The 20,977-nt window shown below is 42.8% G+C and carries 20 protein-coding genes; 12 read left to right on the top strand and 8 right to left on the bottom strand.

Translation table 11 applies throughout. The annotated features are described in order from the left end of the window. The first annotated feature begins 18 nt into the window (after nt 1-18). Nucleotides 19-588, top strand: coding sequence for an acyl-CoA thioesterase (locus tag R2Q85_RS14590; protein WP_316812531.1), 570 nt, complete (start codon nt 19-21; stop codon nt 586-588). A gap of 28 nt (nt 589-616) precedes the next feature. Continuing rightward, nucleotides 617-1,813, top strand: a complete 1,197-nt coding sequence (locus tag R2Q85_RS14585; RefSeq protein WP_316812530.1) for a phage tail sheath family protein — start codon at nt 617-619, stop codon at nt 1,811-1,813. Nucleotides 1,814-1,816: 3 nt separating this feature from the next. On the opposite strand, the gene lpxB is transcribed toward R2Q85_RS14585, so the two are convergent. Genes lpxB through surE form a run of 3 tightly spaced genes read right to left on the bottom strand, consistent with a single transcriptional unit; the run spans nt 1,817 to nt 4,058 of the window. Next, nucleotides 1,817-2,929, bottom strand: coding sequence for a lipid-A-disaccharide synthase (gene lpxB / locus R2Q85_RS14580; protein WP_316812529.1), 1,113 nt, complete (start codon nt 2,927-2,929; stop codon nt 1,817-1,819). Continuing rightward, nucleotides 2,930-3,211, bottom strand: a complete 282-nt coding sequence (locus R2Q85_RS14575) for a stationary phase survival protein SurE (RefSeq protein ID WP_316812528.1) — start codon at nt 3,209-3,211, stop codon at nt 2,930-2,932. Nucleotide 3,212: 1 nt separating this feature from the next. Beyond that, nucleotides 3,213-4,058, bottom strand: coding sequence for a 5'/3'-nucleotidase SurE (gene surE / locus R2Q85_RS14570; protein ID WP_316812527.1), 846 nt, complete (start codon nt 4,056-4,058; stop codon nt 3,213-3,215). 257 nt (nt 4,059-4,315) lie between these two features. On the opposite strand from surE, the gene R2Q85_RS14565 reads away from it, so the two are divergent. Then, on the top strand, nt 4,316-7,249 hold the full coding sequence (locus R2Q85_RS14565; RefSeq protein ID WP_316812526.1) for a M16 family metallopeptidase: 2,934 nt from the start codon (nt 4,316-4,318) through the stop codon (nt 7,247-7,249). 62 nt (nt 7,250-7,311) lie between these two features. Here R2Q85_RS14565 and R2Q85_RS14560 read toward each other — a convergent pair whose 3' ends face one another. Next, nucleotides 7,312-7,497: a CsbD family protein gene (locus R2Q85_RS14560; RefSeq protein WP_316812525.1), complete on the bottom strand. Its 186-nt coding sequence runs from the start codon at nt 7,495-7,497 to the stop codon at nt 7,312-7,314. A gap of 80 nt (nt 7,498-7,577) precedes the next feature. On the opposite strand from R2Q85_RS14560, the gene R2Q85_RS14555 reads away from it, so the two are divergent. Further along, nucleotides 7,578-9,995 carry a hypothetical protein gene (locus tag R2Q85_RS14555; RefSeq protein ID WP_316812524.1) on the top strand — a complete coding sequence of 806 codons (2,418 nt, stop codon included), beginning with the start codon at nt 7,578-7,580 and terminating at the stop codon, nt 9,993-9,995. Nucleotides 9,996-10,041: 46 nt separating this feature from the next. Here the strand turns inward: R2Q85_RS14555 and acs are convergent, their stop codons facing one another. The 3 genes from acs to R2Q85_RS14540 all read right to left on the bottom strand — a co-directional run bounded on the left by acs (nt 10,042) and on the right by R2Q85_RS14540 (nt 12,944). Further along, nucleotides 10,042-11,940 carry an acetate--CoA ligase gene (acs, locus tag R2Q85_RS14550; protein WP_316812523.1) on the bottom strand — a complete coding sequence of 633 codons (1,899 nt, stop codon included), beginning with the start codon at nt 11,938-11,940 and terminating at the stop codon, nt 10,042-10,044. Between the two features lie 239 nt (nt 11,941-12,179). Further along, on the bottom strand, nt 12,180-12,350 hold the full coding sequence (locus tag R2Q85_RS14545; RefSeq protein WP_316812522.1) for a quinol oxidase subunit 4: 171 nt from the start codon (nt 12,348-12,350) through the stop codon (nt 12,180-12,182). Nucleotides 12,351-12,419: 69 nt separating this feature from the next. Then, the gene (locus R2Q85_RS14540) at nt 12,420-12,944 is read right to left on the bottom strand and encodes a hypothetical protein (protein WP_316812521.1); all 525 of its coding nucleotides are present in this window, start codon (nt 12,942-12,944) and stop codon (nt 12,420-12,422) included. A 202-nt stretch (nt 12,945-13,146) separates the two neighbouring features. Between R2Q85_RS14540 and R2Q85_RS14535 the strand changes: the two genes are divergently transcribed. Beyond that, entirely contained in the window at nt 13,147-14,145 is a 999-nt protein-coding gene (locus R2Q85_RS14535) for a pentapeptide repeat-containing protein (RefSeq protein ID WP_316812520.1), read from the top strand. Nucleotides 14,146-14,272: 127 nt separating this feature from the next. Next, complete coding sequence (locus tag R2Q85_RS14530; RefSeq protein WP_316812519.1) at nt 14,273-14,452, top strand: hypothetical protein; 180 nt, start codon at nt 14,273-14,275, stop codon at nt 14,450-14,452. 6 nt (nt 14,453-14,458) lie between these two features. On the opposite strand, the gene R2Q85_RS14525 is transcribed toward R2Q85_RS14530, so the two are convergent. Further along, nucleotides 14,459-15,751, bottom strand: a complete 1,293-nt coding sequence (locus R2Q85_RS14525) for a sialidase family protein (RefSeq protein WP_316812518.1) — start codon at nt 15,749-15,751, stop codon at nt 14,459-14,461. Nucleotides 15,752-16,298: 547 nt separating this feature from the next. Between R2Q85_RS14525 and rpmB the strand changes: the two genes are divergently transcribed. The 6 genes from rpmB (at nt 16,299) to bshC (ending at nt 20,976) form a co-directional block, all read left to right on the top strand. Next, nucleotides 16,299-16,532 carry a 50S ribosomal protein L28 gene (rpmB, locus tag R2Q85_RS14520; RefSeq protein WP_084237516.1) on the top strand — a complete coding sequence of 78 codons (234 nt, stop codon included), beginning with the start codon at nt 16,299-16,301 and terminating at the stop codon, nt 16,530-16,532. 40 nt (nt 16,533-16,572) lie between these two features. After that, complete coding sequence (gene rpmG / locus R2Q85_RS14515; protein ID WP_015809322.1) at nt 16,573-16,755, top strand: 50S ribosomal protein L33; 183 nt, start codon at nt 16,573-16,575, stop codon at nt 16,753-16,755. Nucleotides 16,756-16,793: 38 nt separating this feature from the next. Next, nucleotides 16,794-16,952 carry a DUF4295 domain-containing protein gene (locus R2Q85_RS14510; RefSeq protein ID WP_015809323.1) on the top strand — a complete coding sequence of 53 codons (159 nt, stop codon included), beginning with the start codon at nt 16,794-16,796 and terminating at the stop codon, nt 16,950-16,952. A gap of 72 nt (nt 16,953-17,024) precedes the next feature. Beyond that, nucleotides 17,025-17,987, top strand: coding sequence for a signal recognition particle-docking protein FtsY (gene ftsY / locus R2Q85_RS14505; protein ID WP_316812517.1), 963 nt, complete (start codon nt 17,025-17,027; stop codon nt 17,985-17,987). 21 nt (nt 17,988-18,008) lie between these two features. Beyond that, entirely contained in the window at nt 18,009-19,343 is a 1,335-nt protein-coding gene (rimO, locus tag R2Q85_RS14500) for a 30S ribosomal protein S12 methylthiotransferase RimO (RefSeq protein ID WP_316812516.1), read from the top strand. Nucleotides 19,344-19,389: 46 nt separating this feature from the next. Beyond that, nucleotides 19,390-20,976: a bacillithiol biosynthesis cysteine-adding enzyme BshC gene (gene bshC / locus R2Q85_RS14495; protein WP_316812515.1), complete on the top strand. Its 1,587-nt coding sequence runs from the start codon at nt 19,390-19,392 to the stop codon at nt 20,974-20,976. The last annotated feature ends 1 nt before the right edge of the window (nt 20,977 follow it).

The following is a 20,977-nucleotide window of genomic DNA, read 5'->3' as shown; positions in this document are numbered from 1 at the left end:
CATTTTAAATTAAAAAACATGACCAAAACACCCCAAACTGAATCCAATACCTACAAACCTGTCAGTTTTTCTCAAACCGTACTTACCGAACTTATGATCCCTTCCTATTCCAATTTTGGGGGGAAAATCCATGGGGGGATCCTGCTTTCCCTGATGGACAAGGTGGCTTATGTATGCGCAGCCAAACATGCGGGCAATTATTGTGTCACCGCTTCTATAGACACTGTTAATTTCCTGGCACCCGTAGAAGTCGGAGAACTGGTATCGCTGATGGCCTCTATTAATTATGTAGGCAAGACCTCACTTGTAGTGGGCATCAGGGTGATCTCTGAAAATGTGAAAACCAATACCATCAAACATACCAATACCTGCTATTTCACCATGGTGGCAAAAGATGAGCAGAATAAAACCGTAATGGTTCCGGGACTGATCCTGGAAAACCATGAACAGGTACGGCGCTTTATTGAGTCCAGAGAACGCAAAGACATCCGGCGCAGTTACGCAAAAGAACTGGAGCAGGTGAGTATCCCTGAACAAGATGAGCAATGCATGGCCCTGCTGGCAGGTGAGCGCTGTAAACTGGCTTGATTAACGGAAAATAATTGTAACTTCAGGTATGGCAAAAACCTATAAAACCCCGGGGGTATATGTAGAAGAAGTACCTGGTTTACCACCATCGGTGGCACAGGTACCAACAGCCATCCCTGTATTTATTGGCTATACCGAAAAAGCTGGCGGGAATGCCGCTGAACTTCTGGCATCAGCAATGATCAATGACATCCTGGTAAGCGAGGCCAAATTGATCAGCTCCTTATTGGAATACGAAAGTTATTTCGGCAAAGCAGCGGTAGTAAGTACCGACATTCAAAACATGCAGCTTCACCTGCAATTGTTTTTTGCCAATGGTGGTGGCCCTTGCTATATCATTAGTGTAGGAAACACTACAGGAACACCTGAAAAAAACAACCTGCTTGCCGGCTTGGAAATGGCGGCAAGATACGACCAGCCCAGCTTGCTGGTTATTCCACAAACTGTTCAGCTAAATACAGCTGCTGCCGCTTATGAAGTATATAATGTGGCGTTATTGCAGGCAGCCGAACGCAAAGACCGCTTTGTACTGATCGATTGTTATGGAGATGATCCCCAGACCCTGCGCGGTGCGGAAGGCATAGGTGATGCACATTTAAAATATGGTGCTGCCTACCACCCTTTTCTAAAAACAACCCTTAACGCTGCCATCCTGCCGCCATCCGCCGCAATAGCCGGTATTTATGCGACCACAGATCAGAACCGTGGCGTATGGAAAGCCCCGGCAAATATAAGCCTGAACCTGGTGACCGCTCCTACACAGCAAATCACCAGCGAGATGCAGGACAATCTTAATATAGATGAAGTTGCAGGAAAATCGGTCAATGTGATCAGGATGTTTACCGGAAAAGGTGTGTTGGTATGGGGTGCCAGAACATTGGCCGGCAACGACAACGAATGGCGCTACATCCCGGTTAGCAGGTTGTTCATCATGGTAGAACAGAGCTGTAAAAAAGGAATGGAACGTTTCATTTTTGAACCCAATACTGCAAATACCTGGATTAAGATACGGACGATGCTGGAAAACTATCTCAGCAGTTTATGGCGGCAAGGTGCATTGCAGGGTGGCAAAGCCGGGCACGCTTTTTATGTATCCATTGGCTTGGGCCATACCATGACCGCATTGGATATCCTGGAAGGAAGGTTGATTGTAGAAATTGGTATGGCTGCCATACGCCCGGCAGAATTCGTCATCCTGAAGCTTAACCTCCGGTTAAATAGCTAAACCTTAAACTACTTCATGTTTGAGGTAATCAAGGATCAGTCCGGCTGTCCGCTGCGAAGCACCGGCAGTACCCATTTTGGCTGAAAGCTCCCGGTAATCCTCCATCATTTTAGCTCGAACAGGTCCCTGCAATATGTTTTCAAGCCTGTGGGTGATATTGGCAGTATTGCAGTCGTTCTGGATCAGCTCTGTAACCACAGCCTTGTCCATAATTAAATTTACCAGCGAGATGAACCTGATCTTGACCAGCGCGCGGGCAATAGCTACCGAAATGGCCCCGCCCCGGTATACCACCACCTGGGGCACATGAAACAACGCAGTTTCCAACGTTGCTGTGCCGGAAGCTACAATTGCAGCTTTCGCTATGTTCAGTAAGTTATAGGTCTGCGCAAAAACAAGGGTTACATTCTCTGTTTTAATAAACTGCCGGTAATAAGCTTCCTCAAAACTGGGCGCTGCGGCCACTACAAAGTGATGATCGGGAAAATGCGATGTTACACTCAGCATATCCGGCAACAAGCGTTCGATTTCCTGTTTACGGCTACCAGGCAGCAAAGCAATCACCTCTTTTTTCAGCCCGTACTTATTTCTGAATTCGGTATCTGGCGTAAACTGTGCAATTTCATCCAGTAAAGGATTGCCCACGTAGTCTACCTCCATACCCCATTCTTTGTAAAATTCAACTTCAAAAGGTAAAATGCAGAACATCTTATCCACTATCCTTTTTATTTTGAGCACGCGCTTCTGGTTCCATGCCCATACCTTCGGCGAAATGTAATAACACACCTTAATCCCGTTTTCTTTGGCAAAATCGGCAATTTTGAGGTTAAAGCCCGGAAAGTCTATCAGGACCAGCACATCGGGCTGATAGGCCAATACTGAGGCCTTGCAGGCCTTTAGGTTTTTAAAAATGGTCCGCAGGTTCAGTAGTACTTCGGTAAAGCCCATGAAAGCCATTTCCGAGTAATGTTTGTCCAATACCCCACCTTCTGCCAACATTTTATTGCCGCCATAAAACCTGAACTCCGCAGTCCCGTCCGCTGCTTTCAGGGCCTTCATCAAATTGGCCCCGTGCAGATCTCCGGAAGCTTCTCCTGCAACCAAATAATATTTCATCTACCGGTTTATTTTATAAAAAAAGAAAGCAAAGGCCCATAAAAAAGTGGCGCTGATGATGCCCCGGCCAATGTTCTCCTTGTTCAGTTTAAAAAAATAGTGCATCAGCAAGGCATTTACAGCAATACAGCCAATCAACAACAGATCGGCTTTGGCCAGAAATGCAAAGCGCTGCATCAGGTACATTACAATGGCGATCAATATACCTGGAACAACAAGCCCGATACCCAGACCGGTAAATACAGAATTTTTAAGGCGTTTCAGCTGTTCTTGCATATCCATTTTATCCAAGTGACAAGCCGTCCGGCGCTGGGGTCCTGCCGGTTGTTTTTTTTCCTGACACAGCAGCGACCTCACCAAAATCCCAGGTATTCAATACCGGAATGGCATGATGTGCAGTGAGGTCAAATTGTACCGGAACCACCGATACAAAACCATGTTCCAAAGCCCATACATCGGTATCTTCGCCTTTGTCATTGTTCTGAAAAACGCCGGTAAGCCAGTAATACGGGCGTTCATAAGGATCTTTACGCTCATCAAACTCTTCTGCCCATTTGGCATTGGCCTGCCGGCATATCTTAATGCCCTTCAATCCGTCACCCTTCGGAAAATTTACATTCAGCAGGGTTGCAGCCGGTAGTCCATGTTCCAGTACCAGCTCAGAGATCACTTTAATGAATTTTTTACAATGGCTAAAGTCTGCCTGCTGGGAAAAATCATCCAGCGAAAAACCTATGGAAGGAATTTGCTCTATTGCCCCCTCTACCGCAGCAGACATGGTACCTGAGTAAATCACGTTGATGGAATTGTTTAGCCCATGATTGATACCTGAAACACAAAGATCCGGCTTTTTACCTTTAAATATCTTATTTACAGCCAGTTTCACGCAATCCACCGGTGTGCCGGAGCATTTGTACATCTCCACGCCAGGATAAAGGTCTACTGCATCAAAGCGCAGGGGTTTGCCGATCGTAATGGCATGCCCCATACCTGATTGCGGGCCATCGGGGGCCACAACTACCACATTGCCCAGCTCCATCATTACTTCTATCAGGTTTTTGATGCCCGGTGCGGTGATCCCATCGTCATTCACTACTAAAATATTTGGTCTCAAATTTTGCTTCTTCATGATGTTTATTTTATATATTAAAGGCATGATCTGGATTGCAAACAGGATTACTGATATGCCAAAATCACCCATTTTACAAACGACATCGCCTTATGGCATTTCTGGAAGTAAAAGTACAAGAATTAGGGCACATAATTCAGCAATCAACTTATATTTGCCCCGAACTTATTCATCAGGGTACAGTCAAAGTAATTCGTCATCCAGGGACGGCAACCAAACTAAACACCTTGAAAATTAAAAAAACTAAATTAATCTAAATGAAGAACAAATTATTGTTGCTTGTCTGTTTTCTGATAACAGGTACAAGCCTGATGGCGCAATCCACCTATCAATGGAAAACAGCCTCTGCCGGTGGTTACAGCTATAAATATGTAACCAATGATCCTACAAAGTCACGCTTTTACACCTTAAAAAATGGGCTAACGGTGGTATTGTCTCCAAACCCAAAAGAGCCGATCATTGAATTCCGTCTGGCAGTGAGGGCAGGTAGTAATACCGATCCCCGCACCGCAACAGGCCTGGCCCATTACCTGGAGCACCTGCTGTTTAAAGGAACGGATAAATTTGGCACGCTTGACTTTGCCAAAGAGAAACCTTTGCTGGACAAGATCGACGCCTTGTATGAACAATACCATGAAACCAAAGATCCGGTAAAACGTAAGGAGATCTATGCCCTGATCGACAAGACATCAGGTGACGCTTCCAGCTATTCCATCGCCAATGAATACGATAAAATGATGAAAGCCATCGGCGGGCAGTCTACCAATGCGCATACCTGGTATGAGGAAACGGTGTATAAGGAAGATTTCCCTTCCAATGCAACCGATCAGTTCCTGGCCTTACAGGCAGAGCGTTTCCGTGCGCCTGTCTTCCGCATTTTCCATACAGAACTGGAAGCTGTATACGAAGAAAAGAACCGTGGCCTGGACAATGACTCCTGGAAAGTAAACGAACAAACCGGCGCCCTGTTGTTCCCAACTCACAATTACGGACAGCAGACTACCATTGGTACAGTGGAACACTTAAAAAACCCCTCCTTACTGGAGATCAGAAAGTACTACAACAAATATTATGTACCGAATAACATGGTCATTGCGCTTGCCGGTGACCTGAACCCCGACGAGATGATCAAAAAGATAGATCAGTCTTTTGCCTACATGAAGGCCAAACCCCTGGAGCTGTACAACCCTGCGCCTGAAAAACCGCTTACCCAGGTACAAAAAATCGACGTCTACGGCCCAAGTGCTGAAAGCGTTAGAATGTCTTACAGGGGTTATGCACAAAACACTACTCAAAGCCTGTTGCTCGACCTCATCTCCAGTATCTTATACAATGGAAAAGCAGGTTTACTGGACATCAACCTGAACAAACAACAGAAAGTTTTAGGCGCAAGTGCTGGTTACCAGCAGATGAAAGACTATGGTATTTTCACCCTGGCTGCGCAACCCAAGCAGGGCCAAAGCCTGGACGATGCCCAAAAGCTGTTGCTGGACCAGGTAAACATCCTTAAAAAAGGCGATTTTGATGAAAGCCTGATCAAAGCTACTGTTGCGAACAGCAAGCTGAGTTTGCTGCAGGCTTTTGATAAAAACCCTTTCCGGGTGGAGTCGGTCACCAATGAATTTATTTTAAACCGTGGCGAAAACTGGGACAAATCGCTAAATGCCCTGGATGCCATGGCCAAAGTCACTAAAAAACAGGTGATCGATTTTGCCAACGGGTTCTTTACAGACAATTACGTAGTGGCATACAAACATAAAGGTGAAGACAAGAACATCGGGAAGGTGGAAAAACCGGCCATTACACCGGTTAAAACCAATGCCTCAGAAACTTCGGAATTTGCCAAAAAACTACTGGCGATGCAGGTAAAACCGATTGCGCCTAAGTTTTTAGATTATAAAAAAGACCTGAACTACGGAAAAGTGGAAATTGCCGATGTAATTACGGTACAAAACAAGGAAAACAGCATTTTTAACCTGTCGTACCGGTTTGACATGGGCGCATGGAACTACAGGTTGCAGCCTTACGCTGCCCAGTATCTTAGCTTTTTAAGTACCGACAAATATACTGCAGAAGAGATCAGCAAAGCGTTCTACAACATCGCCTGCAGTTATAGCTTTAATGTAAGCAATGAAGTAACTACCATTAACATCAGTGGCCTGCAGGAAAACTTTGACAAGGCAGTAAGCCTGGTTGAACATATTTTTGCCAACTGCAAACCGAATGAGCAGGCCTTGAACGAATTAAAAAGCCGCATCTTAAAATCAAGGGAAAATAACAAACTGAATAAGGCCTCCATATTAAACGGCTTGACCACTTATGCCCAATATGGTGCCAGCAATCCCTTCAATTATACCCTGAGCAATGAAGAAGTTAAAAACATCACTTCGGATCAGCTGCTGTATATTTTGCACAACATCAACAACTACAGGCATGCCATTACCTATTACGGGCCCCAAACTTTAGCGGCATTCACTGCAAACATTGGCAAACTGCACAAGCTACCAAAGGAATTTACCCCAGAAGCTCCGGGAAAGAAATTCACTTATGCAACAGAAAATGGCAATCAGGTGTACTTTGCAAATTATGACATGGTACAATCAGAAATCCGATGGGTACGCAACGGTGGTCCTTACAACCAGACATGGGCCCCGAAAGTAACCCTGTTTAACAGCTATTTTGGCGGGGGTATGGGCTCTGTAGTTTTCCAGACCATCAGGGAATCCAAAGCCCTTGCCTATTCTACTTTTGCGGTATTCTCTTCACCAGACAAAAAAGAAAAGAATTATACGCTGGTAGCTTATGTAGGCAGTCAGGCCGATAAAATGAATGATGCCGTAAATGCCATGAACGAACTGCTGAACGATTTACCACGCACAGACAAGGCTTTTGATGCCTCAAAATACAATGCGCTGAATTCGATTGCAACCAGCAGGGTTACCAATGAAGACATCATTGGTGCTTACTTTTCGGATAAAAAACTCGGCTTTGATCACGATTCCAGGATAGATGAGTATTCAGGTTTAAAACCACTCCATTTTGATGACGTTAAAACATTTCATGAAAACAATGTAGCCAACAAAGCTTTCAACTACTGTATTGTCGCTTCAGAAAAGAATATAAAAATGGACGATCTGGCTAAATTTGGCACAGTAACCAAACTGACATTAGAACAGATATTTGGGTATTAAACTAAATATTTACGCACAAAAGAGGGGGCATGAAATTCATGCCCCCTCTTCATTTTACCCCTTTATAAAGATTTTATCCAGGTAACCAGTTCATCCCGTGTTTTGCCTGTTTTTTGCTGCAATTTACCCAACAACTCCTCGTCTTTTCCTTCTTCGTGTTTCAGATCATCATCTGTAAGATCAGCATAAGCTTGTTTCACTTTTCCCTTGATCTCGTTCCACTTTCCTTTTAATTCTAATTTATCCATGATCTTGTTTATATGTTTTACAATTGTTAGCTTGCTATTAAAACAGCCCTCATTCAGATTTGTTTTTTAAACCGAAATAAATGCGCTACTGGTTCGTCTGTATCTGCTGCTTCCTGCTAACTGGTCACATAGCCATGGCACAGCCAGGGGTTTCCATCCCTAAAGATCCTTTAGCTGAACAGCAATACTTATACAGCAAGGCCAAAAACAGGGCTAGCCTGTTCGTGCATTTTGACAAAAACATTTACACCAATAACGAAACGGTTTGGTTTAGCGGATACCTGATCAATGAACTGCAAACTGCCGCACATCGGTTAATGTCAGTTATCCTGGTCAGAAACGCCGACAGTTCCATTATCAAACAGCAAAAATTTATCATGGAATCGGGCTTATCCTCGGGTAGTATGCAATTGCCTGACTCTTTACTTGCCGGCGATTATCATTTCATAGCCAGTACCAGCAGGGTTAGTCAGGGCAAACCGGATGTTGTATTTATACAGCCCATCCTGATCAAAACAAATATAGAACCGGCTTTTAAAGCCAGTATCAAAATCCTGGAACGCGGCAGTGCAGGTAAAAAGCCAAACCAGTTGCTGATCAGTGCCACGACTTCCGACGCGAGGTTTCTCCCCAAGCCAGTTATCGTCAATTACCGCTATGGCAAAACCATCGATAAAACCAGCACCAATAGCTCTGGTGAAGTGATCTTAAAAGTAAACGAAGAGGAAAACATAAACGACCCCAACATCTATCTGAAATTAAAATATGGGAAGGACAGCAGCTTTTTAAATCTGCTGCTGCCCATCAGCAAACAAAAAGCCAGGGTAAACTTTTACCCTGAAGGTGGACATATGGTGAATGGCATTTCGGGAAGGGTTGCATGGGAAGCGAAAGACCAGAAGCAAGCCGTTCTTAGCGTTAAAGCCCAATTGTTTAAAAACGAAAAAGTAATAGATACCGTCGAAACCACTAGCTATGGTACGGGCAGCTTCTTTCTGAGGCCAGAAAAAGGAAGCAGCTATAGCCTTAAACTTATGCATGATGGTTTTGCCGACAGCACGTACCAGCTGCCTGTTGCCTTAAACCAGGGTATAGGCATTTCGGTGGCTAATGCCCTGGCAACCGATACCCTTTATGTACAACTCAGTAATCCTGGTAACCTACAGGTTTTAGTACGGCTCCACAATTTCAGAGAAACCTATATATACAATAGCATTACCGAAACTGCCGCTAAAGTATCTATCAAAATCCCCCTTAAAGACGTACCCAAAGGCCTATGTGCCTTAACTGTAACAGACAGCCTCGGGCGTCCTTTGGCCGAGCGTATGTGCTTTAGCCATTTCGATGCCAGCCAAAAGATCAAACTTACCACCAACCAGAAAAGCTATAATACCAGAAAAAAAGTAAGCCTTAAAATCAAACTGGACAGTCCTGACAGCCTGGCCATGGTCTCTGTGGCCTGTGTTCAGAGCGACCGCCTCTCTTCAAGGCTCAGCACCGATATAGAAAGCCATATTTACCTCAGCAGTCAGCTCAGCGTCCTTTCTCCCTATACTACCAAACGGGGCTATGAAGACCCGGATTACCTCCAAAACGTATTACTGGTTAAAGGATGGCGCAAATACAACTGGCAGGACCTGATGAACGCAAAACCCGCAGATACCCTGAAAAGCTATGACGATACCAGGATCTACCTGCGGGCCAAAGCAAAGCCAAGAACGAAAATACCGGTCTGGAACCTGTCTTTCAGCCTGATGAAACCAAAAGAAATTATCCTCCGTACTCTTGACAGTGCAGGCGCCTATGAATTTAAACCCTTTGACCTCCTCATCGAAAAGGAAAAACCCATTTACCTTTTTACCGGCCAGGATAATGTTAAAAAATTTGAATACAAACTAAGCGACCCCTACCCCAAACTCCATAAATCCTATTCAAAGATATTTAATCCGGAATTTCGTGAAGTACCTTCTGAAGTGCAAAACAACCAGGTAATTTCCCTCAAAAACAACGAAGGTGCCCACCGGCTCAAAGAAGTGGAGATTACGGCGAGAAACAGCGATTTCAGAGGCCTGAAGGGCGCAAATAATTGCGGGGATTATGTATGCAGATACCAGATCCTCAACTGTATCAATCACTACTACGATCCTGAAAATACCCAGCCGCTTGCTGGCAGAACTTATGCTGTCCGGACCCCATCAGGCGCCATGGGCAAAGAAACTTACCAGGCCTGCAAAGAACCGCCCAATGTTCCCGGAATGATCCTCATGGAAGGCATTTACGGCAAAAAAGAATTTTATCATAACGATTATGCAGACCCGCTTGAACCTGCTTTTGCATCTACTATTTACTGGAACAATGGCATCGTCTTAACAAAAAACGAACAGGAAATCAGCTTTTACACCAGCGACATTACGGGTAAGTTCAAAATAATTGTACAAGGAGTAGCTTTAAGTGATGTGTTGTATGGCGATTATGACTTTGAAGTAAAAAGGGAATAACAAAAATGTCATTCCCTTTTTATAGCCTCAGGATTAAACCCAGGTATTATTTCAGCTGTCCTGCTTTTTCGATGATCTCGGTTACAACAGCCGGATCTAATAACGTAGAAGTATCACCGATCTGCGAAGTTTCACCTTCGGCGATCTTCCTTAGGATGCGGCGCATGATTTTTCCGGAACGGGTTTTCGGTAAACCAGATACAAACAAGATCTTATCCGGCTTTGCAATGGCCCCAATAACACGGGTTACGGTTTGCAGGATATCCTTACGGGTAAGGTCTTCATCGTTGTGTACATTTGGATTGATCACGAAGGCATAAATGCCCTGTCCTTTTACATCATGCGGGTAACCTACTACGGCACTTTCTACCACGCCGGCATGCATGTTGATGGCATTCTCTACTTCAGCGGTTCCAATACGGTGGCCAGATACGTTGATCACATCATCTACCCTTCCGGTGATGCGGTAATAGCCATCTTCGTCTCTTAAACAGCCATCGCCAGTAAAGTAAAGTTCTTTATAGGTAGAGAAATAAGTCAGCTTGCAACGTTCATGGTCTTTATATAGGGTACGCAGCATACCCGGCCATGGAAACTTGATACATAGGTTTCCATTAACGCCATTGCCTTCAATTTCTTTACCCTGCTCATCTACCAGCATTGGCTGGATACCAGGCAAAGGTAAAGTTGCAAAACTTGGTTTGGTAGGCGTAACAAAAGCAATTGGCGAGATCATGATACCGCCAGTTTCTGTTTGCCACCAGGTATCCACAATAGGGCACTTGCTTTTGCCTATCTTTTCATCAAACCAGTGCCATGCTTCTTCATTAATTGGCTCACCTACTGATCCTAAAACCCGCAAAGAACTCAGATCAACGTCTTTAAGTGGCGCATCGCCAAAGCTCATTAACGAGCGTATGGCCGTAGGGGCTGTATATAAAATGTTTACTTTGTGTTTGTCTACCACCTGCCACATGCGCGAAGCATCAGGAAAAGTAGGAATCCCTTCAAACATCAATGTGGTTGCACCTTGCGACAGTGGCCCATATACGATGTAGGAGTGCCCGGTGATCCAGCCGATATCGGCAGTACAGAAAAACACCTCACCAGGCTGGTAATTGAATACATTAGAAAAAGTATAGCCCGCGTACACCATATAGCCACCAATGGTATGTGCTACCCCTTTAGGCTTACCGGTTGAACCCGAAGTATACAAAATGAACAACAGATCTTCTGCATCCATTTCTTCAGCCGGGCAATTCGTATCTACGAGTTTAATTTCATCTTCCCACCATACATCACGGCCTTTCAACATGGAAACAGCTATACGGGTGTGGGTAAGCACGATCACCCTTTCTACTGTAGGACAACCGATCAGTGCATCATCAATGACTTCTTTTAACTGGATCTGTTTGTTTCCCCTGAATGCACCGTCTGCGGTGATAACCACTTTACATTCTGCGTCGTTGATGCGATCGGCAATAGATTTGGCAGAAAAACCACCAAATACTACAGAATGGACTGCACCGATGCGGGCACAGGCCAGTACCGCAACCGCCAGTTCGGGCACCATTGGCATATAGATACAAACACGGTCGCCTTTTTTAACTCCATTTTTTTTCAGCACATTGCCAAAGCGGCAAACCTGCTCATGTAATATTTTATAACTTAGGGTAATGCTTTCTTTTTGAGGATCATTTGGTTCCCAGATAATGGCCGGTTTATCTCCATTTTCTGCAAGGTGTCTGTCTAAACAGTTTTCAGTGATGTTGAGCTTGGCGCCTTCAAACCACTTAATGTCTGGTTCAGAAAAATTCCAGGACAATACTTTGTTCCATTTTTTTCTCCACTGAAAGTTGTTGGCTATTCCTTCCCAAAACTGTTCAGGGTAATCTACACTATACTGATAAGTTTTTTGATACTCTTCAAATGATTTAATTTGCATGGTTTAATTTATTTCGGATACTAAAGTTCAAATATAACTTTATTAAAAAGCTATCAAAACTTTTATAGTATGTTTTATAAGATAAAATTGCAAAAAGTCATCACGGACACATCCAGAGCGGTTACGTAAACAAATTATTTTAAACGAACCTTTTCCAGATTATATTTTAGAACAAACGAAAAGAATTCATACCATTTTACAGGTGTAAATATGAGTTAACTGAACCAATACCCCCTTAGTTAATTCTTTTTCTGTTGTCCTGGGGCAAAAGGTTTTGCAGATTTTGAACTAGTCCCTTTTTTTGCCTGTCCGGGAGGAACTTTTCCACTGTTTCCAGCTGTCCTTGTCGTGTAGCAGGAAGTTAAAAACAGAAAACCTGAAAGGGTTAATATTAAATATATCTTTTTCATATATGTACTGATGCCAAACATGTGCCAAAAATAGGAATGGCCACTTATTGCGGCCATTCTCTCATCAAACTAGTGTTTTCCTTTGTTTCCCTTACCCTGGGAATTGGAATTACCTTTGCCATTTCCTTTAAAATTCCCATTGGCTGGTTTTGACTGACCACCTTTGGCCTTAAGCTGATTTTTTGGATGCCCTTTAACCACATAGTATTTAGGGTTATCGCTTCTTAAAATAACAGCTTGTCCGCGATTGGATTTATACTTGGCATATTTAATTTTCTGTTCTTTAAAATGCAGATAAGGTCGGGGCGAGTTGATTACAACCTTATAACCATTATATAGATCATAATTGCTATACCTGGACGGCAAATTGGAATTGAACACCCAGGCTCCATTATCCAGATAAACAAATTGTCTTTTTGGAACGTAATAATAGCTTTCTATATCCGGCAGGTAATAATAATCTACGTGATCATAACCAACAGGCCCCCAAAGTGGCTGAGAACCGATGTTAACATTTAAACTGATCTGTGCAGAGGACCGGGAAGGCATAAAGCCAGATATAGCGAGCAGGATTAAAAAAAATAACTTTTTCATAACTAAATCTGTTTTTAAAGGTGATGAACTTATCATAAGTTACTCAAAGTTCCAATATGAACATGAATTCAACATGAAATTCTAAGTTTATTACTCCATACCACTATAAGTAGCGCAAATACAACTAAGAGTTGTTGTTCTTTTACCAGTTCTGAGCATGAATCTGAATATCTTTGCCTGTCAAAACAAAGAGATAATAGCTATGTTAAATACTAAGATGATCGGCAGTAAAATTGCAGGAGCACGAAAGAAATTAAACATTTCTCAAGCCCAGCTTGCTGAGCGTCTGTTCATCAGCGCTCAGGCAGTCGGAAAGTGGGAACGCGGAGAATCAATGCCTGACATTACCACTTTTAATCGGCTGGCGGAAATTCTGGGTGTTGATCTTAACTATTTTTCAGAAAGCTTCATGCCTGAGATCGCTGGGGAGACAACTGTTGAATCTCTACCTGAAAAGCCAGAGAAAAAGCTAAGCTGGGATATGTCAAGCGGAAACTGGGTAGATGCTGATTTTTCCGGGTTGAAGAACCTGCAGGAAAAATTCAGCTCATCCAATTTGCAGCGCTGCAAGTTTATCGGTTCAGATATATCGGGACTTCTTTTAAAAAGCAATAATCTTGACAGCTGTGACTTCTCCAGTTCCGACATCAGCAACAGTCACATTCAGCGATCTCATTTAGACAACAATCTATTTAAGAAGAGCTCCCTGAGAGAAGCTAAATTCTTGAAAAGTTATATCAAATGCTGTGACTTCTCCAATTCTGACATCAGCAGCAGTCAAATTCAAAGCTCCCACCTGAGCAATAACCTGTTTAAGGACTGTTCGCTGAAAGGAGCTGATTTTTTTAAAAGTCATATCGAAGGCTGCGATTTCTCTCGTGCCAATTTTACCGGTATAAGATTTAAATCCGGGGGGTTCGAGCACAATAAACTCACAGATGCTGTGTGGAACCAGAGCTCTTTTATTGACACACAGATTGCCGATATTGTGTTTGATGGCACATTGGAGGACTGCTATTTTGAAAACTGCAGCTTTAACTGGGTTAAATTTCAGAATTCAACGCTTATCAACACTTTCTTTAAAAACAACAGGTTTAAACGGATCCGGTTTGTGGATTGCCAGGCAGATCGGATAACCTACGAATTCCTGAAAAGCGGGAAAGCAGACTTAACCGGCATCACGCTGTTAACATCTTATTGAAGCAGGCGACTCAACTCCATTAAAGAAAGACCTGATCAATTTAAAACAGCTGAAACATATTAATCCGTACAATGTTATACGTGTTTAAATGTATATACTATGGAAGCATGGTGAAAAAACTACAGCTATGAATAAATTTTTCAGAGGTATCATTGCCGCATGGGGCGCAAAGAAACTGGGAGGCGGTTGCCTGTCTACCATTATCATCTTCATTTTAATCTATACATTGTTGGGCAAATGCAATAACAATACGCGTGCTGCAACGCAAAACCAGCAAACAAAACCAGCTGTAGCCATCGGGAAATAATCAGCCTCAATATTTATTCCAATGGTGATTAGGCTTCATCCAGATGATCTTTGCGGCATATACCCTGCCGTCTGCACCATATTTGGTTGGCTGACGTTCTGACATTCCCTCTGAGGTGGTAACCCAAGTTTCGTTCTCATTGACATTAACTACGCCGAAGTTACCCAGCTGAGCACCTTTATTCGGCACCAGTACGCGCTCAGATGCCCTGATCACTACAAGCCGCTCTGGATCGATCTGGGCAATAAAAAGAGGGGCTCTGTGACGGACAACATTATCATTGTCTGTACTGCGCCTGGTATATACCAAAAAAAGTCCGTCATTATGTGTAACCCAATGTTGTTGCGTATTGTAACTTCCAAGATCTTTTCCATCATCAAAACGCCAGATTTTTGGTTTGGAAAAATGTAACCCATCCTTGCTCACAGCAACGTAGGCAGCAGAATCATTACGTAATGTCAGGTAAAAATGATGTTTATAAAATGTGAGCGATGGTTCTGGGAAGCCTCTCCCGGTAGGATGGCTGAGCACGTTTCCATGAGCTACATAGCTCAATTTCTTACCGTCAAATCTACAACGTAACACGGTAGCATTATACACACTAGCATTTCTGGCCTTAAAATAAATGGGGAGCAGAATATCTCCATTGGATAAATCTACACGCTGGGTACTTCCTGCGCCTGCATCATAAAACATATTGCTATCAGGTATCTTTAAGGGTAGCCAGGCAGACCAGCATTTTTTTTTGTCATCATAAACCGACCAGGCTGTGTATCGCCTTTCATTTTTGGCGTGGTGGTTGTCTTTGTATGGGATGGTATGTCCTGTACCAAGTAGTTTTTTTGTTTTATAGTGCCATTTCGGACTGAAATCCGACAACCCCATTTCCAAACCATTTGCCATGGATACCCGCCCAAGCGTTTTGGGGTTTGCCATCGGATCAGACCAGGTTTTACCCAGGTCCTTACTTTTTAAATGTGACAATGCAAAAAAAACATCACTCCTGCTAATCAGCCATTTTTGCATGGTCAGGACCACTTCGTTTGTTCCTTTTTTTGGAATGATTCCGGCATGGGGATGAAACCAGGTATCTATGCCATTGTAACCAGAGCTGATCACATCCAACTGTATTTTATAGTCGGGTGTTGCAGGACGATCCCTGTTTGCATCCTGGGCGCAGGCCAGTGAAAATAAAAAGGTAAAAAGAACAGTCCCCCATACCCGGTCAAAAATGAAACTAGAAAAACTATTGCCTGTCATACGACAATCAAAATCTTCCTGAATTTTTCTGCTATACATAATTTTATTTTTAATAAAGTTACTGTTTTTAGTTTTTACTGGAAATCATCAGCTCCGGATAAACAGGAATTGAAGAAAAACTAAATTCATGCAGCCTCAGCGGAAAACGGTCTTTACAATTATCCAACTTACCTAATATATTTAGTCAGCCAAAGCTAACACACCTGCTTTACAAAAAATTTACCTTTTCCGAAGAGGCATAGCGTTATTTTAGTTTTTCAATCAGAAAAACTAAATTCATGCAGCCTCAGCGGAAAACGGTCATTTACAACTATCCAACTTGCCTAGTATATTTAGTCACCCAAAGCTAACACACCTGGTTTACAAAAAAATTACCTTTTCCGAAGAGGCATAGCGTTATTTTAGTTTTTCAATCAGAAAAACTAAATTCATGCAGCCTCAGCGGAAAACGGTCATTTTTTCTCCTTAACTCCTTAAAAATAAATTGAAAATATTTTGAGCACCACTTGACTGTTACAAATATTTTATTGATATTTGCAAACTCTTAAAAAAATTAAGAAAGTATAATTAACATATAAATAAAGGCATGTCTAGAGTTTGTGATTTAACCGGAAAAATGGCAATGACAGGTTTTAATGTTTCTCACTCAAACGTTAAAACTAAGCGTAAGTTTTATCCCAACTTACAACTTCAGAAATTTTATATTCCTGAAGAAGATCGTTGGATAACACTGAAAGTATCTACTTCAGCAATCAAAACCATCAATAAAATTGGTATTACTGAAGCGATCAACCGTTTCGTGAAAAAAGGATATTTGTAAATAACATTGGTTGATGTGAATCAACCTTAAGATTAATAAAATGGCAAAAAAAGGTAACAGAGTACAAGTTATTCTAGAGTGTACAGAGCATAAAACTAGCGGCATGCCTGGTATGTCTAGATATATCTCTACTAAAAACCGTAAAAACACTACTGAGCGTTTAGAATTGAAAAAATTCAACCCTGTATTGAGAAAAGTAACGGTTCACAAAGAAATTAAGTAATATCATTTAGTATATAACTAAATACAATCCATTAAATCATGGCAAAAAAGGTAGTTGCAACCCTTAAAACGGGTAAAGGAAAAGAATATTCGAAAGTTATTACAATGACTAAATCACCTAAAGGTGCTTATTCTTTCAAAGAAGTTATTGTTCACAACGATCACGTTCAGGATGCTATTGCTGCATCTAGAAAATAATTTTAATATTTAATCATATTAAAGCCGTCCCTTTTTACCGGGAGGGCTTTTTTTGTTTTGTTGTACATTCGTATGGGTTTATTCGATTTTTTCAAGAAAAAAGAAACTGCACCTGAAGCGCAAGAGGCTCTGGATAAGGGATTAGAAAAAACAAAAGAAGGTTTTTTTAGCAAGATTACGAAAGCTGTTGCTGGTAAATCAACCATTGACGATGACGTACTGGACAACCTGGAGGAAGTACTGGTTACTTCAGATGTAGGGGTAAGTACCACCTTAAAGATCATTGAGCGTATTGAACAGCGTGTAGCTAAAGATAAGTATTTATCTACAACTGAGCTGAACCATTTGCTTCGGGATGAGATCCAGCTGCTACTGGCAGAAAACAACAGCAACGATTTCCGCCAGTTTGAGTATGGACAGCACAAGCCTTATGTAATTATGGTTGTTGGTGTAAATGGTGTAGGTAAAACCACCACCATCGGCAAACTGGCCCATAAACTTAAAGCAGAAAATCTGAAAGTTGTACTTGGCGCAGCCGATACTTTCAGGGCTGCCGCTGTAGAGCAGATTAAACTTTGGGCTGAACGTGTTGGGGTACGTGTAGTGGCTCAGGCGATGGGTTCTGACCCTGCCTCTGTGGCATACGACACCTTGCAATCGGCAGTTGCCAATGGCGAAGATGTAGTGATCATTGACACTGCAGGTCGTTTACACAACAAAATAGGATTGATGAACGAGCTGGGGAAAATTAAGAATGTGATGCAAAAGGTGATCCCTTCTGCCCCACATGAGATCCTGCTGGTACTGGATGGATCAACCGGGCAAAATGCTTTTGAACAGTGCAAACAGTTTACCGAAGCTACGGATGTAAATGCATTGGCCATAACCAAGCTGGATGGCACCGCAAAAGGTGGTGTAGTGATCGGCATTTCCGATCAGTTTAAAATTCCCGTAAAATATATAGGCGTTGGCGAAGGCATGAACGACCTGCAACTATTTGATAAAAAAGCCTTTGTTGAGAGCTTGTTTAAATAGATTTAACTTTGAATACTAAAAATGAATACAAAAACCACTTCCAAAATAATTTCCGTTAAAAAACCTAAGATCAATGTAATTACACTAGGCTGTTCTAAAAACACCTATGATTCTGAAGTTTTGATGGGACAGCTGCGCGGCAACAGCATGGATGTGGTTCATGAAGCCAATAAAATGGGTAAGGACGATATCGTGGTGATCAATACCTGCGGCTTTATCGACAATGCCAAGCAGGAGTCTATCGATACCATCTTGCAATACAGTCAGCTCAAAGAAGAAGGAAAAGTAGGTAAAGTAATCGTAACCGGATGTTTATCCGAGCGGTACAAGCCAGAGCTGGAAGCCGAAATTACCAATGTGGATGCTTTTTTTGGCACCAATGATTTAAACAACTTATTGCATTCCTTAGGTGCAAATTACAAACACGAGCTGATTGGAGAGCGTTTGTTAACTACGCCTGCTCATTTTGCTTACTTTAAAATTGCCGAGGGCTGTAACCGCCCCTGTTCTTTCTGCGCCATCCCATTGATGCGGGGAAAACACGTTTCCCGCGACATGCAGGAATTGGTAAACGAGGCCAGAATACTGGCTGCAGGCGGCACCAAAGAATTGATATTGATTGCGCAGGACCTGACTTATTATGGCCTGGACATTTACGGGAAACGTAACCTGGATGAATTGCTCCGCAGGTTATCTGATGTAAATGGGATTGAATGGATCCGGCTGCAATATGCCTACCCTTCCGGTTTCCCTATGGAAATTCTGGATGCCATGAACGAACGCGAGAACATTTGCAAATACCTGGATATGCCTTTACAGCACATTACAGACAACATGCTGAAATCTATGCGCCGGGGCATCACCAAGCAAAAGACGATTGATATTGTAAACCAGATCAGGGATAAGGTACCAGGTATCGCCATGCGTACCACCTTAATCTGCGGCTATCCGGGAGAAACAGAACAGGATTTTGAAGAAATGATGGACTGGGTTGAAGAGACCCGTTTTGACAGATTGGGCTGTTTCACTTACTCGCATGAAGAAAAAACACATGCCCATATGCTGGTTGATGATGTACCTGAAGAAGTAAAACAGGAGCGTGTAGATGCCATCATGGAATTGCAGCAGGGAATTTCATACGACATTAACCAGAACAAAGTAGGAAAGACCTATAAAGTACTGGTTGACAGAAAAGAGGGGGACTTCTTCATCGGCCGTACAGAATTCGATTCACCGGAAGTGGACAATGAGGTTTTAATTGATGCCAGTACAGGTTATGCGGCCAATGGCAGTTTTGTGCAGGTGAAGATTGACCGTGCGGAAGACTTCGATCTATATGGACAAATTGTAAAATAAAAGCCTCCCTGTAAGAATTATGGTTTATTAACTTAAATTCGTGGCAATGCAGGCTAAATACATCTCTTATCAGGAAACGAATGCTTTTTCTGCCGCTGTACTGGATTACATCAGCGGGAAAGATCAGTTAAGGTCATTTTACCGTTATAGTCCGGACTTGAAAGGCTTCGCTGAAGCCATCGCTAACCGCAATTTTAAGGCAGACAGAACGCTGCTGGCAGAAACTTTACAAAGCCAGTATAAAAATATCCGTACATCAGAACAGGTTGCCGAAAACATAACCTTGTTAAAGGATCAGAGAACTTTTACCATTACTACCGGCCACCAGTTGAATATATTTACGGGGCCGTTATATTTTATTTATAAAATTGTAACAGCCATTAACCTGGCAAAGGAATTAAAAGCAGCATTTCCGGAATATAATTTTGTGCCGGTATACTGGATGGCCACCGAGGACCATGACTTTGAAGAGATCAATCATGTAAAGATTGAGGATAAAATGCTGACCTGGAACAAACAGGCGGCAGGGGCCACCGGAAGAGTAGACACCCGGGATATCGAAGATACTTTACTGGCTTACAAAGGCTACCTGGGTATCAGCGAAAACGGGTTGGAGCTTTCTGAGATGGTAAACGAGGCCTACACCAGCCATAACAAGTTAAGTGATGCCACCCGCCACCTGGTGGATAAATTATTTGGTAAATACGGCCTGATTTGCGTAGATGCCGACGAACGGCAGCTTAAACAGCAATTTGCTGAAACCATTTACAAAGACATTACGGAACAGCACAGTTTTAAGTTGATCAGCGAAAGCAATGCGGCACTGGAAGCGCTCGGCCACAAGCCACAGGTAAACCCCAGGGATATCAATTTCTTTTACATGACGGACCAGCTTCGGGAGCGCATTGTGGAAGAAGATGGCCTGTACAAGGTAATGAACTCCGACATCAGTTTCAGTAAAACGGAACTTAAGACGGAAGTAATGACCTTTCCGGAGCGTTTTAGTCCCAATGTAGTCATGCGTCCTTTATACCAGGAAGTAATTTTACCTAACCTTGCTTATATAGGTGGTGGTGCAGAAGTTACTTACTGGCTGCAGTTGAAAAGCAATTTTGACCATTATCAAATCGATTTTCCTGTACTTTTGCTCCGCAACTCCGCCCTGGTGATTGACAAAAGAAGCGAGCTGAAGATGGAGATACTGGGCATCAGTCATAAACACCTGTTCAGCGATACAGAAACACTTAAAAACGACTGGGTCAAAGCCCATGTGACTTTGCAGCTTTCCCTAAACGATGAAGAACGTGCCGTACGGGCAGTGTTTGACCAGATTAAACTGAATGCCTATAAAATAGACAAGAGCCTGTCACAATCTGCAGATGCTGCCAAGACCAAGGCGCTGAAGTTGATGGCCAATCTGGAAAAGAAAATGCTAAGGGCTGAAAAACGCAAACATAAAACTTCGCTGGCACAAATAGAAAACCTGAAGGAGAAACTTTTCCCAGGCGGGGTATTGCAGGAAAGGATCTTGAACATTGCCCCGATGTTTGTATTGTACGGCGACGGTTTTATCGGATCGCTGATCAGCAGTTTCCAGCCACTCGATCATCAATTTACCGTATTATTTGCCTGAA

It is taken from the genome of Pedobacter heparinus (assembly GCF_032678725.1).
Classification (GTDB): domain Bacteria; phylum Bacteroidota; class Bacteroidia; order Sphingobacteriales; family Sphingobacteriaceae; genus Pedobacter; species Pedobacter heparinus_A.
This window is presented reverse-complemented; position numbering and strand designations above follow the sequence as displayed.

Coding starts and splice junctions, on each gene's coding strand:
- R2Q85_RS14555 (WP_316812524.1), top strand. CDS start 7,578: ATGCGCTACTGGTTCGTCTGTATCTGCTGCTTCCTGCTAACTGGTCAC.
- R2Q85_RS14590 (WP_316812531.1), top strand. CDS start 19: ATGACCAAAACACCCCAAACTGAATCCAATACCTACAAACCTGTCAGT.
- R2Q85_RS14585 (WP_316812530.1), top strand. CDS start 617: ATGGCAAAAACCTATAAAACCCCGGGGGTATATGTAGAAGAAGTACCT.
- R2Q85_RS14560 (WP_316812525.1), bottom strand. CDS start 7,497: ATGGATAAATTAGAATTAAAAGGAAAGTGGAACGAGATCAAGGGAAAA.
- rimO (WP_316812516.1), top strand. CDS start 18,009: ATGAATACAAAAACCACTTCCAAAATAATTTCCGTTAAAAAACCTAAG.
- R2Q85_RS14545 (WP_316812522.1), bottom strand. CDS start 12,350: ATGAAAAAGATATATTTAATATTAACCCTTTCAGGTTTTCTGTTTTTA.
- R2Q85_RS14530 (WP_316812519.1), top strand. CDS start 14,273: ATGAATAAATTTTTCAGAGGTATCATTGCCGCATGGGGCGCAAAGAAA.
- surE (WP_316812527.1), bottom strand. CDS start 4,058: ATGAAGAAGCAAAATTTGAGACCAAATATTTTAGTAGTGAATGACGAT.
- R2Q85_RS14525 (WP_316812518.1), bottom strand. CDS start 15,751: ATGTATAGCAGAAAAATTCAGGAAGATTTTGATTGTCGTATGACAGGC.
- R2Q85_RS14565 (WP_316812526.1), top strand. CDS start 4,316: ATGAAGAACAAATTATTGTTGCTTGTCTGTTTTCTGATAACAGGTACA.
- R2Q85_RS14535 (WP_316812520.1), top strand. CDS start 13,147: ATGTTAAATACTAAGATGATCGGCAGTAAAATTGCAGGAGCACGAAAG.
- R2Q85_RS14510 (WP_015809323.1), top strand. CDS start 16,794: ATGGCAAAAAAGGTAGTTGCAACCCTTAAAACGGGTAAAGGAAAAGAA.
- bshC (WP_316812515.1), top strand. CDS start 19,390: ATGCAGGCTAAATACATCTCTTATCAGGAAACGAATGCTTTTTCTGCC.
- rpmG (WP_015809322.1), top strand. CDS start 16,573: ATGGCAAAAAAAGGTAACAGAGTACAAGTTATTCTAGAGTGTACAGAG.
- lpxB (WP_316812529.1), bottom strand. CDS start 2,929: ATGAAATATTATTTGGTTGCAGGAGAAGCTTCCGGAGATCTGCACGGG.
- acs (WP_316812523.1), bottom strand. CDS start 11,940: ATGCAAATTAAATCATTTGAAGAGTATCAAAAAACTTATCAGTATAGT.
- R2Q85_RS14575 (WP_316812528.1), bottom strand. CDS start 3,211: ATGGATATGCAAGAACAGCTGAAACGCCTTAAAAATTCTGTATTTACC.
- ftsY (WP_316812517.1), top strand. CDS start 17,025: ATGGGTTTATTCGATTTTTTCAAGAAAAAAGAAACTGCACCTGAAGCG.
- rpmB (WP_084237516.1), top strand. CDS start 16,299: ATGTCTAGAGTTTGTGATTTAACCGGAAAAATGGCAATGACAGGTTTT.
- R2Q85_RS14540 (WP_316812521.1), bottom strand. CDS start 12,944: ATGAAAAAGTTATTTTTTTTAATCCTGCTCGCTATATCTGGCTTTATG.